Raw genomic sequence first — 15,740 nt, 5'->3', positions numbered from 1 at the left:
TGACGGGTTTCCCGCTACCGAAGATACCTTTCCCGCAGCAAATGCAGCATGTGCACATTGATGGCCCACTGATCCGATAAAGGATCGCGGGTATGGGGAAGCGTAGGCATATAATCGGGCGGGCCGAATTCAGTTAATATGGTAAGGCGTTCGCCTGCTTTCCTTTTTGCTTCCACCACCTGGTCCCACCAGCTCAAATGCGCATTCACGGCTGGTTCCCATTCGGGGGCCCTGGGATCGTTTACCTGCGGCCCTTCCGGGTGGCCGATGCGCGCATGGATATGATCCACGCGGCTCAACGCAAGATCAATGGTCTCCTGCTGATCTTCGAGCAGGCTTTCGCTCACATTGCACCAGTGCGATACGTCGAAAGTAATGCGCAGCTCAGGGATAGTATCGATGTAATGCCTGGCGGCCGGGGCGGAATACAATATCCTTGCCCGGTGCGTTTCATGACAGATCATGATGCCGGTTTCCTTTGATAAACGGGTGGTATGATCGATGAAAGCTTTGTTCTGATCATAGCTGAAATAATCCCTCCCTGAATGGCAGTTGATATAAAGCGGCGGCCGGGTAGTTTGCGCGGTAGCTTCTTCCGTCATAGCGATGAATTCTTCCAGGTGCTTCTGGTATTGCCTGTCGAAACCGGCGCACAGCACGCCTACCTCCAGCTCATATTTTTCCAGCGCGGCAAACAGGTCATCCTGCTCTTTTTTCCCGGAAGGCCACAGTACTTCGATCCCGTCGTATCCTTCCTTTTTCGCCTTATCGCAAAATTCTCCGGTTGTACCGGTGAAACCCCAGCTGGTGGCCAGGATCTTGAGTTCAAATTTGTTATTCATGTTATCATCTGGTTTATAAAAAAAGCTGCCGGACGCGGACAGGCGGCAAATCCGCCGGCGTTGCCCTGCTGTGGTAAGGTAAGCACTTACCGGGTGTTATACTTTCGAAAAGTCGCTTTAGCGTAAAAAACAGCCATTTTAAGATAAAAGATGTCGTTTACCTCCTTAAAAGGAGTCGCTATTTTTACAGCAATGGTTGAATACAGGATGCGCACGTTTTGAAAAATATACATACTCTCTTATACATTAGTTCGGGTCAGGCTTTCCACGTATTTAATATTTAAAGGATCAGGCATTAGACAGTAAAGGAATGCTTCATTTTTTTCCATGCAATATCTCGTTATCATTCTAAAATAGATTTCCGTTATGCTAAAATCGCTACGCATGTCCTGCCGGTTTGCGCTTGTTTCCGCAGGATTGTATCTCTTTACCGCTGCATCGGCTCAGCAACCAACCAGTGCCCCGCCGGCCGCCAATACGGTCACGGGGCATATCACCAACGAAAAAGGCGAGCCTATGGCCGGGATCACCATCACTGAAAAAGGTACGCAGAATTTTTCACAGGCAGATGCCCGCGGTGATTTTCGTATCCGCATCCGGGGGGTGCAGGCTATCCTGGTGTTTTCGGCGGTCAACGTCACTACGAAAGAAGTGCCGGTATCTGCCGGCCAGGTGCTGAATGTGTCGCTGGCGGATAAAACGACGGCATTGAATGATGTGGTGGTGGTTGGCTATGCCACCCAGCGGCGGCGGGATCTCACGGGCGCCGTATCGTCAGTCAATGCCGGCCAGATAAAAGATATCCCGCTCAGTTCCGCCATGCAGGCCTTGCAGGGCAGGCTGGCCGGCGTTAATATCTCGACAACGGAAGGAGGCCCTGGCGCAGCCGTTACGATCAAGGTAAGGGGCGGCGGCTCTATCACGCAGGATAACACCCCGCTGTATGTGGTGGATGGCATCCAGGTGGAAGACGCCCTTTCAAAAATAGCGCCGCAGGACATCGAATCTGTAGACGTGCTGAAAGATGCCGCCGCCACTTCCATTTACGGCGCAAGGGGCGCCAATGGCGTAGTTATCATCACCACCAAAGGCGGCAAACCCATGAAAACCGTCGTAGCGTATAATTATTTCTATGGCGTCAACAAGCTGGCAAAAAAATTCGATGTGATGAACCCAAGGGAATTCATCGAATACAACTGGGAAAAAACAAGGAACACGCTGGCAGACAGCTCTGCCTTTACTTCGCAATACGGTAATACCTGGGCAGGGCTGGATTCCATCAGGAACGCGGAAAATATAGACTGGCAGCAGCTTACGTTCGGCAGGAGCGCGCCTACCCAAACCCATAATGTGAGCATCACCGGCGGCGATAAAGCCACCACTTTCAATATCAGCTATACCAACAACAACGAAAAAAGCGTGATGATCAATTCCAGCTATTTAAGGAACCTCTTAAATGCGCGGCTGGATCATACCGTTTCAGATAAACTCAAAGTAGGGTTGAATTTTGTTTACAACGACCAGGTCATTAACGGCCCCGGAACAAGCGCATCCGGCAATGTGACCAACAACCGCCTGCGCAATTCCGTTAAATACCGGCCTTTCCTTGTTAATTCAGAGGACCCCAACAGTTCCAACGACGCCGCATATTTTGCGCAGACCAATGCAACGGGTTATTACCTCATCAATCCCATTGAATTCGCGAATGCTTCCTACCGGAAAAACCGTTCCGTCAATACCACCATCAGCTCCTACCTGCAATATGCGTTCACCAAATACCTGTCGCTGCGCATTACCGGCGGTATCAACAAAACCGCGGGTAAGATGGATGCGTTCGACGACTACATCACCTGGAACGCGATCACCAACAGCGCAGGAAAACCCATCATCAGCATCACCAACAGCAACATGACCTCTGTGAATGAGAATGCAGTGCTTACTTTTAACAACAGCTCGTTGAAATCCGGTTTTCACAGGGATCATTCCATCAATGCACTGCTGGGCCAGGAGATATACCAGGTTTCTTCCAATTCCCAAACGGACCAGGTAAGATATTTCCCGGTAGGCATCACGCCTGAAAAAGCATTTTCGCAGCTAAGCCTGGGAACCTCCATGCCGCTGTACCCTGCTTCCACGGATGCAAAAAGCAGGATCATTTCTTTCTTTACCAGGATCGGCTACACCTACAGGAATAAATACCTGGCTACGTTCAACCTGCGGGCAGACGGCTCTTCCAAGTTCGCCCCGGGCCGCCAATGGGGCTACTTTCCATCTGCATCCGTTGCCTGGCGCATCTCCAACGAAGAGTTCTTTAAGCCGAACAACTTTGCGTCCGACCTCAAGCTCCGCCTCAGCTATGGTTTGGCAGGCAACAACCGCATCAGCGATTTCCTATACACTTCCCTGTACCGGTCAAACAGCACGCCTTACAGCCTGAACAACACTCTTCTCCCGGGCTATGCCATCGCCAACCTGGCCAACCCGGACCTGAAATGGGAAACCACGCTGTCGCGCAACGCAGGATTGGATGTAAGCCTTTTCAACAACGCCCTCCAGGTAAGCCTCGACGCCTACCTGAACGACACGCGCGACCTGCTGATCAATGTGCCCATTGCTGCCAACTCCGGCTTCAGCACGCAATTGCAGAATGTGGGCAGCGTGAGGAACCGCGGGCTGGAACTGCAACTGAGCACAACGGCCATTTCAGCAAAGGACTTTAAATGGAATATCAATTTCAACATCGCCACTAACCGCAACGAGATCATTAAACTGTCTAACGTAGCCGATCAGTATTTCGCCAGCTCAGGCTGGGGGCCAGGCAACGAATACCTCGTGAAGGTAGGGCAGCCGGTGGGCGCTATCTGGGGATATGAGTCAGACGGCATGTATACCCTGGATGATTTTGATTACAATCCCGCCAACGGCGCGTATGTACTGAAAAAAGGAGTGGCAGATAATACCCCTTCCGTAGGCATTCCTGCACCGGGAACCAAGAAATTAAAGGACCGGACGGGCGATGGCATCGTAAATGCCGACGACCGGACGATCCTCGGTACCGCGCAGCCTAAATTCACCGGCGGGCTCAACAACCAGCTCACCTACAAAAGATTTGACCTGAGCGTATTCGTCAACTTCGTGTATGGGAATAAAATACTGAACGGCGATAAAGCGGAGTTCAGCAATGCCTATGCAGGCAGCTTTTCCAACCTTACGGCCATCATGAACGACCGCTGGCGCACCATCGACGCTAATGGCAATGCCATGCAATGGGCCGTTTCCGTAAATGGCAAAACCCTGCCTGCAGGCGCTCCCCCGGAAGTGCTGGCTGCGATCAACAAGGACGCGAAGCTCTGGCAGCCTATCAAAGGAGGCAACTACCTCCTGCTGGATTCCTGGGCAGTGGAAGACGGATCTTTCCTGCGCTTCAGCAACATCACACTGGGTTACAGCCTGCCGGTGGAAACGCTGTCAAGGAATAAGATCAGCAGCCTGCGGGTCTATTGCACGGTGAACAATGCAGGTATCATCACAAAATATACCGGCCCCGATCCCGAGGTAAGCACCAAGAATTCCAATTATGTAACGCCGGGCGTTGATTCTTCTCCTTATCCACGCAGCAGAACTTTCATCGCCGGTATTAATGTCAAATTTTAGATCATTCAGCATATGAATATTATCCGTTCAAAGAGACTTGTTATGCTTGCCGGATGCTTTCTCCTGGCCGTCTCATTAAATTCCTGCAAGAAATTTTTAACGCTGACGCCGAATTCCGCTTTTGATGAAGCTTATGTTTTCGGCAGCGTGAACGACGCTTACGGCGCCGTATTGGGCACCTACGCTTCACTCGCCGGCGACAGGGGCTACGGCGGAAGGATCCAGTATTATTTCTCCAATGACTGCGACGAATCGTACTGCAACGCCAGCAATACCGTGAGCATCGGCGGCGACAACGGGCCCAAAGCCCTTTGCAGGTATAATGCCCTTGCCACCAATACGGAGCTGGATGCGGAATGGAATATCTATTACGCTGGCATCGACCGGGCCAATCAATGCATCAAGAACATCCCGAAGATGCACCTGTACAACAACGGGTCCGACAACGATAAAGCAAGCCTGCGAAGACTGCATGGCGAGGCGCTGGCTTTGCGGGCTCAGTTCTTTTTCGACATCATCAAATTCTGGGGCGATGTACCGGCGCCTTATATCCCTTCCATAGACCAGCCTGATCTTAACCTGCCGGCATCGAACAGGGATTCCATCTACGATCATATCCTGGACGACCTGGCGCTGGCCGCCACGCTCCTGCCCTGGCGGGGAGATGCAGGTGTTGCAACAGATGAGCGGATCACCAAAGGTGCCGCAAAGGCCCTGCGGGCAAGGATCGCCCTGTTCAGGGGCGGGTATTCGCTGCGGGCTGCTTCGAAGCAGATGGAACGGCCTGCGGACTTCCGGAAATATTACCAGATCGCCCGAGATGAATGCAATGACATCATCAATTCCGGCAAACATAAGCTGAACCCCAGCTTCATGGCTGTGTTCAAGGATAACCTGGACGCGCATAAGATCGAGCCCAACGGGGAAATATTATTCCAGGTAGGACTCTCTGGCGGTAACGGCGTTTCTGACGGCCGCGTGGGCTTTATTGACGGCATCCGTACGAATGGAAACGGCATGGGCTCCAATTGGGCGCTTCCCACCTACTTTTATAAGTTCGACAGCATGGACGTAAGAAGGGATGTGACCATTGCCAGCTATGCCATCAACGGGTCCGGCCACTATATCGGCAGCGCTTCGGTTTACGGGCCTTTCCTGATGGCGAAGTTCAGGAGGGACTGGCATTCCAATCCCGCCACTGCCTTTAACAGCAACTTTGCTTACACCGGCATCAGCTGGCCGATGATCCGTTATTCTGATGTGCTGCTGATGTTTGCAGAAGCGGAGAACCAGCTGAACAACGGCCCTACCGCGGCTGCCACTGATGCCTTTAAGCAGGTGCGTTTAAGAGGGTTTAATGGTGATGAAACTAAAATAGGCACGATCCCTTCCAGCTTTGACGGTTTTTTCAAAGCCATTACCGATGAAAGGATGTTTGAATTCGGCGGCGAGGGCTTGAGGAAATGGGACCTCATCCGCTGGAACCTGATCAGCAGCACATTTGCCGAGACCCGCGGCAACCTGGAGAAGCTCAGGCTGCGGCAGGCGCCTTACGAGAATGTGCCAGCTGTGATGTATTACCTCAATAATTCAACCACAGGCCTTGTGTATTATTCGGGGTATTACCAGCCCGCGCCTTCTTCACAGCCGGCGGGTTATACCAGCGTGAAATGGGCGACAGCGTACTTAAACACTTTTGCCAATGACTGGGCCGGGAGCTTTGTGCCCAACCAAAGGGAAATTTTGCCTTACGGCCCGCAGACGCTCAGTAGCAACCCCAGTCTTCGCCAGGGTTATGGATATTAGATTCGAACGGATTAAAATGCAGATGAATGAAATTTAAAAGCGCATTATTACTGCCGGTTATTGCATTGTCTTTTTTAGATGTGAAAGGGAAAGATGTGAATATCCTCGATTTCGGCGCAGGCAGGGACACTTCCAAACTGAGCACCATGGCCATCAACAGGGCGGTGGACGCTTGTTTCAGATCCGGGGGCGGAAGGGTCATTATCCCGAATGGCCATTATAAAAGCGGCACGATTACTTTAAAGAACAACGTGGAACTGTTCCTGGAACGGGGCGCTGTTTTGTATGCCAGCACCGATCACCGCGATTTTCCCCGCCAGCAGCAGCCCGCCTACCGCTCCCAGAAAGACCCCGGCGGCTGGTATGCGCTGATCTATGCAGAAGGCGCCAGCAACATCGGTATCAGCGGGTTTGGGACGATAGACGGCCAGGGCGCCAGGCAAGTGCCGCGCCCTCATCCGAAAGGGGCCGTGCATGAAGACCGGGACGGAAGACCAAGGAATATCCTGTTCATCTCCTGCCAAAAGATCTCCGTTCGCGATGTTACCATGCAGAGTTCCGGCATCTGGAACCAGCATTATCTCGATTGTGAGAACCTCAGCATCGACAACATCCGCGTTTACAACCACAGCAACCGCAACAACGATGCGATCGATATAGACGGATGCAGGCAGGTCGTGATCTCCAACAGCATCATGGACACGGACGACGACGGCATTACGCTGAAAAGCACCGGTGCAGCCCCCTGCGAAGATGTGACCGTCACCAATTGTATCGTGAGCAGTTTTTGCGCTGCTATCAAATGCGGTACAGAATCTACCGGCGGTTTTAAGAACATCGTGATCAGCAATTGCATCGTAAAACCCTCTGCATGTCCAACCGAGCCGATATTCAGAACGCCCCGCATCGGGCAGGTGGGCATAGCGCTGGAAATCGTTGACGGCGGGGTCATGGACGGCGTAACCGTGAGCAATATCGTGATACAAGGCACGGAATGCCCGATCTATGTGCGCCTTGGCAACAGGGCCCGCAAACATACCGACACGGCGCCGGAGCCGCCGCGTGGGCACATGCGCAATGTCTCTTTATCGGACATCAATGTTTATGACGCTGGCAATTATTCCTCTTCCATCACCGGCATTCCCGGCTCCCCGATAGAAAATATAACGCTGAGCAATATCCGCATTGTGAACAGGGGCGGGCTTAAGCAGGGGGAATACACCGGCGACCCGCTAAAAGTTCCCGAGCTGGAAAAAGAATACCCCGCACCGGACCGGTGGCGCAACCTGCCCAGTTCCGGCCTTTTCATCCGGCATGTGAAGGACATTGGTTTGTATGGCATCACGCTCCGTTCGCAGTCAGCCGATCCCCGCGTGCCGGTGATCGCGGATGATGTGGAGCAGCTGCATATCTCGGATCTGCGGACAGACAGGGCGGATGCGGAGGCTGTGCAGCGGTTGAATGTGAGGGCGTATATACAGCGATAAACAGATTTGTCAAACAGTTCAGGAAAGGCCCACAATGTGGGTCTTTTTCTGTTTACGGCCAATGCCATTTGTTAACAGGCCTGATATAAATCTGGCATGAACCGATTCCGGATTAACGAAAAAAGGGTGAAAAATACCCTGTAAATCATAACCTTACCGGGTAAAAAGAAATGCTTATATTAGTCTATGCAATAGCCCATATCCTGGAAAAATATGAATGAATGCTCCTTGTTTAAGTCCCGCTTTCCGGCAAACAGGCTAATTCTTCTGTCGATACTGATACTCTTAAACGCCTGTACACCTACCGTGCAAAAAACGCACGAACATCCCGCATACTTCGATTCGGTTTTCGCAAGAACCTACCAAATCGAACAATCCAGCTCTGCCGCCGGCCTCGCTTACCTGGAACAAGCCTATGCAGTATCTCCCACAACAGGAACAATCGATCTGCACCGGAAATATTTCTACCGGCACGAGCGCTGCATGCGCATGGGCAAGCTGCAGGAAGCCTCGCTGTATGCAGACAGCATGCTGCAAATATTCAACGACAAATCCATGCAGCAACGCTATCCCCAGTACTATGCACAGGCACTCTTTGCGCGGGGAGATATATTCCGCGACCAGAAAAAATACAACGAAGCCTATATCTATTTTTTCCGCGGCCGCGAAATGCTGCTGCAGACAACCGATACCTGCCTCTACCACGAATATGCCAACAGGCTGGCGCTGGTCTACTACCACCAGGAGAAATACCTGGAAGCGGCGCCTTATTTCGCGGAAGCCTTTCAACGGCTCTCCCGCTGCGACACCTCCACATTCCCTATCTTCTCCTATCAGCACGCCCAGCTGGACAATACGGCTTTAAGCTATGAAAAGGGCGGCGATAACCAGCGGGCAATCTTCTACTACGACAGCGCGCTCAGGTTCATCGAAAAGTCCGGCGCCAAGTTCCTCAACGTCCGGGATAATGTAGACGACATCCAGGCAGGGAAAGCCGTTATATATGGCAACAAAGGCGGCGTTTTGCTTCGCCTGGGAGACACGCTGGGCGCGGAATCCCTGCTCCGGCAAAGCATTGATATCAACATTCACGGAGAGGACGAAAAGAGGGACGCACAACTGACAATGGCTAAACTTATTTCCCTCTACCTGGCCGGCAACCGGCTTGACAGTGCAAGATCCGTTTTGCAGGAAATGGGTTCAACCCTGGACCTGGTGGGCGATCCGGGGGTCCGGCAACGCTGGCACCGCCTGCAATGGCAATATTATGAAAAGACCGGCCAGCAGGAACCGGGGTATACCGCACTGAGAGCCTACATAAAACTGCATGATTCCCTGGAGGCCGCTGCCGTGAAACCCGCCGTGGCAGACATCAACAAAGAATTTGAACGAATGGCCGGGGAACATAAGCTGGAACTGCTGCAAAAGAACAATGAGCTGCAAACAGCTTACCTCGCCATTCTAGTCGTTTTGTTCTTCGCCGCCATATTGATCGCGGGAATGGTATGGCACAACTGGCGGAAGTCCCGCCGGCATGTAGCGGCGCTGGAACAATTGAACCAGGAAGTGACCGCCCAGCACGACAATATCCGGAGAAGCCTCGCAGCATTGGAACAGAGCCAGCAAAACCATTACCGCATGATGAAAATAGTAGCGCACGACCTCCGCAATCCCGTAGGCGCCATCAGCACCCTGTCTGACCTGATGCTGATGGATCCCGGAAGAAAAGCGCAGGACAGGGAAATGGTAGAACTGATCCATACATCCAGCGGCAGTGCGCTCGACCTCATCTCGGACCTGCTGGTGCTCGATACTTCGCTCAGCGACATGGAAATGGAACTGATGGAGATACATGTTGCGCTGAAATACTGCGTGGACCTGCTGCAAACAAAAGCCATGGAAAAGCAGCAAAGCATCGTGCTCAAGGCAGAACCCGTGCAGGTGATCGCCTGCCGGGAAAAAATATGGCGGGTATTCAGCAACCTCATCAATAACGCCATCAAGTTCAGTCCCGACGGCACGCACATAGAAGTGGAAGTGAAGCGGCAGAACGGCACCGTAAGGGTTGCCGTGAAAGACCATGGCATCGGGATCCCCCTCTCCATGCAGGATAAAATATTCAGCCAGACCCATGAAGTGAAAAGGAAGGGCACCCGCGGGGAAGCATCTTTTGGTTTCGGCCTGAGTATTTCCAAGCAGATCATCGAAGCGCACAACGGGAAAATATGGTTTGAAACAGAAGAAAGCGGGGGTACCACTTTTTACATCGAAATGAAGGTCGCCTCGTGACAGAGCCCGCCCGGGTCGTATTCCATTCCCTTTTTATATGTCGCCCATCCCCTCAAAATCTCGTATAAACGCACTATCTTCGCGCTTCGCCGGTGGTGGCATTTTTCTGCAAACAGCTGACAGTTACCACTTTACAGCAACCGGCGGAGCTGAAGGAACCGGGTTCTGGGGGCGCCAGGAATGATAAATTGTCTGCCCTTTCCCGGTTGTTTTCTGCTAAAACGGCAGGAAATCCTGCTTCCGGCCCCGTGGCACAATCTTCGCAGACTAGTGCTTCACAGCCATCAATAAGCTTATTTATTCTGTGTTTTAAATATTAACAAAAAACAAATGGCAACCGTAACCAGAGAGAACATTGGTTTATTAAATGATAAGATCACTGTGAAAGTGAGCCAGGAAGATTACCTTCCCAATTTCGAGAAAGCTGTGAAGCATTTTTCCAAGAATGCGAGCATTCCGGGGTTCCGGAAAGGCCAGGTTCCTGCCGGCATGATCAAAAAAATGAGCGGCCAGGCCCTCTTCCAGGACGAGGTGCTGAAAACCGTAGAAAAGGAACTGATGGGTTACCTTCAGCAGGAAAAGCTGGAGATCTTCGCCCAGCCCCTGTCTCTGGATACAGAAGCCAAATCACTTGATTACGCGCAACCTTCCGAATATAATTTCGAGTTCGAAGTAGGCCTGAAGCCTTCTTTCGATGTAGACGGCCTGCTCGCCAAAACCTCGCTCACCCGCTACAACATCAAGGTAACGGATGAAGTGGTGAACCAGGAGCTGGAACGCCTGCAGCTGAAAGGCGGCAAAATGTCCGAGCCCGAAACCATCACTTCGGACAATAACGTGCTCAGCCTGGAATTCATCGAAACAGACGCAAAAGGCAACGTAGCCGAAGGCGCTGAAAAGAAAGAAAATTCCCTGCTGGTAAAATCCTTCTCCGAAGCCGCGCAAAAAGACCTGCAAGGCAAAAAAGCCGGCGACACCCTGGTGATCCAGCTGTCCAAAGCATTCGACAAAACCCAGGCTGAAGCCATCGTGAAAGACCTAGGCCTTGCCAACGACAAAGATTCCCTGAAAAAATACTTCCAGCTCACGATCACCAAAGTAGGCCTGATCGAAAAAAGAGAGCTGAACGAAGAGTTCTTCAACGAAGTGTATCCCGGCCAGGAGATCAAAACAGAAGAGGCATTCAGGGAAAAACTGAGAGAAGAGATCGGCAAGTACTGGAAGCAGGAAGCGACCAACCACATGCACAACGATCTGTTCGAAACCCTGGTGCACGAAACACCGATCGAGCTTCCCAAAGATTTCCTCAAACGCTGGCTGCAAAAAGGCGGTGAAAAACCGAAAACAGCCGAGGAAGCCGATAAAGAATACCCGAGCTTCGACCATCAGCTGCGCTGGACCCTGATCAGCGACAAACTGATCCGTGATAATTCCCTGGAAGTTTCCTTCGAGGAACTGAAAGAAAGCGCCCGTGCCAAGATCATGGGATACTACGGCCTCGGCGGCGAACAGGCAGAGTGGCTGGACAGCTACCTGGAACGCCTGCTGCAGGACGAGAAGTATGTAGACCAGACCTACCGCGAAATGATCACCCAAAAGCTGTTTGACTGGGCCGAAACAAAGGTGAACGTAAAAGAAGAGGAAATTTCTGCAGAAGATTTCGTTAAATTACCTCATAAACATCACCATCATGAACATTAATAACAACGAATTCAGGAAATATGCCATCCAGCACAGAGGAATCAGCAGCCTGGTTGTAGATAGTTACGCCCGCGCCCATCAGCACCAGATCAATTCCCTGACGCCGTATATCATCGAGGAACGCCAGCTGAACGTTACCCAGATGGACGTGTTCTCCCGCCTGATGGCAGACAGGATCATCTTCCTGGGCGACCCCATCAACGATTACGTGGCCAACGTGATCACCGCCCAGCTGCTGTTCCTGGAATCAGCCGACCGCAACCGGGATATCCAGATGTATATCAACAGCCCCGGAGGCTCCGTATACGCCGGCCTGGGCATCTATGATACCATGCAGATCATCAGCCCTGAAGTGGCTACCATCTGCACCGGTATGGCCGCTTCCTTCGGCGCCGTGCTGCTCGTAGCCGGTTCCAAAGGCAAACGCACCGCGCTGAAACATGCCCGCGTAATGATCCACCAGCCCCATGGCGGCGCTGAAGGACAGACCTCCGATATCGAGATCACCGCCCGCGAATTCGTAAAGCTGAAAAAAGAGCTGAACGAGATCATCGCCACCCATAGCGGCCAGGCCGTGAAACGCGTGGAAAAAGACGGCGACCGCGACTACTGGATGACCGCAGACGAAGCCAAAGAATACGGCATTATCGACGACGTTCTGGAAAAGAACCCGAAGAAAAAAGCCGCGGAAAATAACAATCCTCAGTAACACTGAAACGTCCCGCCCGAAAGCGGGACGTTTTCTTTTTCAACCCTTTCCGGAACAGCGGTTCCCTTTTTTCTTCCATTCCCACGGTGAGACTTTCTTTTTCACCCTCCCCCGGAAAAAATGCTTAATTTTGTAGCCCCTTCAAGGGACACAGCCTTCATATTAAAATTATTTAGATGAAAGAATCCAAGATTCGCTGTTCTTTCTGCAACCGTAACAAAGACGAGGTAAGGATACTGATCGCCGGCGCGGAAGGGCATATCTGTGAGAACTGCGTGGCCAACGCACAGGAGATCATAGAACAGGAACTGAACCCGGGCGGTGAAGCCAGGAAGGCCACTCCTTCCCATTTCGTTCCTAAAGTTGCCAAACCGGTGGAGATCAAGCATTTCCTGGACGAATACGTGATCGGGCAGGACGATGCGAAGAAAATACTGGCAGTAGCGGTGTACAACCACTACAAACGCCTCAACCAGCAGGTTACGGAAGATGACGTGGAGATCGAAAAAAGCAACCTGATCATGGTGGGCGAAACCGGTACCGGTAAAACCCTGCTGGCCAAATCCATCGCCAAGCTGCTGAATGTGCCATTCACCATCGTGGACGCTACCGTGTTCACAGAAGCGGGTTACGTGGGCGAAGACGTTGAAAGCATTCTCACCCGCCTGCTCCAGGTGTGCAACTACGACGTGGAAGCAGCCGAAAGAGGCATCGTATACATCGATGAGATCGACAAGATCGCGCGCAAGAGCGACAATCCTTCCATCACCCGCGACGTGAGCGGCGAAGGCGTGCAGCAGGGCCTGCTCAAACTGCTGGAGGGCACCGAAGTGCTCGTTCCCCCGCAGGGCGGCCGCAAGCACCCGGAGCAAAAGCTCATCAAAGTGAACACGCAGAACATCCTCTTCATCTGCGGCGGCGCATTCGACGGGGTGGACCGCATCATTTCCCGCAGGATACAAACGCATTCCATCGGCTTCACCGTGAATAAGGAGAAAGAAGAAGACGCGCGCAAGCACATCCTCCGCTACGTGAATTCGCAGGACCTGAAACAGTTCGGTCTTATCCCCGAGCTGCTGGGCCGTCTGCCGGTCGTTACTTACCTGAATACGCTGGATAAGGAAGCCCTGTCTGCCATCCTCACCGAGCCGCGCAACGCGCTCGTGAAACAGTACAAAAAGCTGTTCAAAGTGGAAGGCATCGAGCTTACTTTTACGCCCGACGCAGTGGAGTATATCGTGGATAAAGCGCTGGAATACAAGCTGGGCGCCCGCGGCCTCCGTTCCATCTGCGAAGTGGTGCTGGCCGATGCGATGTTCAACCTGCCTTCCGCGAATGAAAAATCATTCGTGCTCACACGCGAATATTGCGCGGAGAAGCTGGAGAAGAGCACACTGGTAACCTTAAAAGTAGCCTAAAACAAACCTCATGCAGGAACTGATCCAACAACTCAAAGACAAGGCCGGTATCTCAGACGAGCAGGCCGTTAAAGCGATAGAAGCGGTGAAGGATTTTGTGAAGAGCAAATTGCCGCCGGTAATTGCGGGCAACGTGGATGCATGGTTCGAAGGAATGGCCGGCAGCGCTGCTTCAAAGCAGAACGCTGCGGACGACTTCCTGGATTAAGCTCCCTGCTCAGGCAGCCTTGAAGATGGAGCGGAAAGCATCGTAAAAGAAGCACAGCGCCAGGTCTCCCAGGTTCTTTACAGAAGAAATGATCAATAAAAGCATGTGATTGATATTTAAGCAGAGACGCCTTCGGGCGTCTCTTGTTGTTTATAATACGGTTCCAGTTCTTTCAAAGCCCCGTTCTTTTTCGCCCTTTTGGCGAAGAACGTATACAGCCATACCTGGAGTTTGTGCGGCAGGAAGGTCAGGTAACTTTCCCCCAGCTCCAGCAACACCGCAAGATGGCTGAACTTTTTCGGCATTCCTTTTTTAGTCATCTTCCCATCCATCGCCAGCCCGTAAGCCACGCGCAGGCAGGCTTCGAACTGCCTCGCCGGCGTCACCGTCACCTTGAACACCACTGGGTGTTTGGTGCTGGGATTAAAAAAGAGATGCTGCATATGAGACGGCACAGATGCCGTTCCACCCCTACTCAGGAAAAGAAATTCTTTTCCCGCGCGCAGGCCCAGCTCCCCTTCCACCACTTCAAAATGCTCGGTGAACGTGGTGTGGTAATGCAGCCCGTTCTTGCCGCCCGGCGCCAGTTCCACCAGCACCGTTACGTGCGAGCCGCCGGTTTCTTCGGTTGTTTCCAGGAAAGTAACCGTGTCGCCGATATAAGGATTCGAGATCGTTCGCGGTAAAGCCATGATTAAACGTTTTAAAACTGCAGGAGGTTACAGCGTTTTGAGATAGAGATAAATTGCCTGTATTTCTTCATCCGTATATTTCTCGGTCATTCTCCAGGGCATGTCTTCATTCTGCAGCTGGCGCCCGTCGGGCGTTTTGCCGGTGCGCAGCACTTTGTTGAATTCGCCGAGCGACCATTTGCCGATATTGCCCGAAGCCGTAATGTCGCGCGAGGGCGTACCGCCGGGCACCGGGCTGGGGCCGCCTTTCAGGTTGGGCTTGTGGCAGCCGGTGCACGACATGGAAAGATACTCACCATATTCTGCTGTCGGGCCACGTTTCACGGCAGCGCGGGATTTATGGTGATGGTCGATTTGTTCAGCGGGTATCAGCGGAAGTTTATCCAGACCCGACAATACAGTGCCCAGCGGGCCCAGCTTATGTTCCGGGAGCTCATGATCCACCGGAGGAACAGATTTGACGTAAGCAATAAGATTTCCCAGGTCATGATCAGACATTTTGTAGTATTCGTAAGAAGGCATGATGAGCAAAGGTTTGCCGTCGGAGCGCAGCCCGTGGCGCATAGCCAGCAGCCAGTCGCGGTTGGAATAACCCGCGGGGCGGCCGCCTTTGCCGGAAGTCAGATTGGCGGCAATGACCCTGCCCAGCGCATCGTCGTCGATAAAGATTTTCCCGGAAAGATCTTCACCATGGCAGTCCCCACAGCCTTTTGTAGCGTATATATGCGCTCCGTCCGCCACAGAGGCTGAATCCGTGGGAATATCGATCATCCGTACATCTACGTGGTAAGTTTTATCCCGTTTATTATTCACGATGATATACATGGTGAAATAAAAAATAAGTATAGCAGCCACCAATACACCAATGATGCCGCCCGTCCATTTCAGTATTTTCCGCAACATGTTTGTGATTATTTTTGTTGCATCAAAATTA

At 52.2% G+C, this 15,740-nt stretch carries 11 protein-coding genes; 8 read left to right on the top strand and 3 right to left on the bottom strand.

The genetic code is table 11. From position 1 onward, the window contains the following. Positions 1-14: 14 nt before the first annotated feature. The gene (locus R3I13_RS08560) at positions 15-842 is read right to left on the bottom strand and encodes a TIM barrel protein (RefSeq protein ID WP_346317510.1); all 828 of its coding nucleotides are present in this window, start codon (positions 840-842) and stop codon (positions 15-17) included. Positions 843-1,208: 366 nt separating this feature from the next. On the opposite strand from R3I13_RS08560, the gene R3I13_RS08555 reads away from it, so the two are divergent. The 8 genes from R3I13_RS08555 to R3I13_RS08520 all read left to right on the top strand — a co-directional run bounded on the left by R3I13_RS08555 (position 1,209) and on the right by R3I13_RS08520 (position 14,114). Next, the gene (locus R3I13_RS08555; RefSeq protein ID WP_346317509.1) at positions 1,209-4,496 is read left to right on the top strand and encodes a TonB-dependent receptor; all 3,288 of its coding nucleotides are present in this window, start codon (positions 1,209-1,211) and stop codon (positions 4,494-4,496) included. A 42-nt stretch (positions 4,497-4,538) separates the two neighbouring features. Then, entirely contained in the window at positions 4,539-6,302 is a 1,764-nt protein-coding gene (locus R3I13_RS08550; protein WP_346317508.1) for a RagB/SusD family nutrient uptake outer membrane protein, read from the top strand. A 26-nt stretch (positions 6,303-6,328) separates the two neighbouring features. Continuing rightward, positions 6,329-7,789 (top strand): glycosyl hydrolase family 28 protein, encoded by a 1,461-nt coding sequence (locus R3I13_RS08545; protein WP_346317507.1) that lies wholly within the window; start codon positions 6,329-6,331, stop codon positions 7,787-7,789. Positions 7,790-8,095: 306 nt separating this feature from the next. Then, positions 8,096-10,078: a tetratricopeptide repeat-containing sensor histidine kinase gene (locus R3I13_RS08540; RefSeq protein ID WP_346317506.1), complete on the top strand. Its 1,983-nt coding sequence runs from the start codon at positions 8,096-8,098 to the stop codon at positions 10,076-10,078. Between the two features lie 330 nt (positions 10,079-10,408). Continuing rightward, positions 10,409-11,779, top strand: coding sequence for a trigger factor (locus R3I13_RS08535; RefSeq protein WP_346317505.1), 1,371 nt, complete (start codon positions 10,409-10,411; stop codon positions 11,777-11,779). Beyond that, positions 11,769-12,488, top strand: coding sequence for an ATP-dependent Clp endopeptidase proteolytic subunit ClpP (gene clpP, locus R3I13_RS08530; RefSeq protein WP_346317504.1), 720 nt, complete (start codon positions 11,769-11,771; stop codon positions 12,486-12,488). The genes R3I13_RS08535 and clpP overlap by 11 nt, the downstream gene beginning before the upstream one ends. Before the next feature lie 176 nt (positions 12,489-12,664). Beyond that, positions 12,665-13,906: an ATP-dependent Clp protease ATP-binding subunit ClpX gene (gene clpX / locus R3I13_RS08525; RefSeq protein ID WP_346317503.1), complete on the top strand. Its 1,242-nt coding sequence runs from the start codon at positions 12,665-12,667 to the stop codon at positions 13,904-13,906. A 10-nt stretch (positions 13,907-13,916) separates the two neighbouring features. Next, entirely contained in the window at positions 13,917-14,114 is a 198-nt protein-coding gene (locus tag R3I13_RS08520; RefSeq protein ID WP_346317502.1) for a hypothetical protein, read from the top strand. 116 nt (positions 14,115-14,230) lie between these two features. Here R3I13_RS08520 and R3I13_RS08515 read toward each other — a convergent pair whose 3' ends face one another. Both R3I13_RS08515 and R3I13_RS08510 read right to left on the bottom strand, forming a co-directional pair. Next, complete coding sequence (locus R3I13_RS08515) at positions 14,231-14,806, bottom strand: cupin domain-containing protein (protein WP_346317501.1); 576 nt, start codon at positions 14,804-14,806, stop codon at positions 14,231-14,233. A gap of 27 nt (positions 14,807-14,833) precedes the next feature. After that, positions 14,834-15,709, bottom strand: a complete 876-nt coding sequence (locus R3I13_RS08510; protein ID WP_346317500.1) for a c-type cytochrome — start codon at positions 15,707-15,709, stop codon at positions 14,834-14,836. Between the last annotated feature and the right edge of the window lie 31 nt (positions 15,710-15,740).

It is taken from the genome of Chitinophaga sp. YIM B06452, from assembly GCF_039655965.1.
In the GTDB taxonomy this organism is placed as follows: Bacteria; Bacteroidota; Bacteroidia; order Chitinophagales; family Chitinophagaceae; genus Chitinophaga.
Note: the sequence above shows the minus strand (reverse complement) of the source record. Positions and strands in the feature narration are given on the sequence as shown.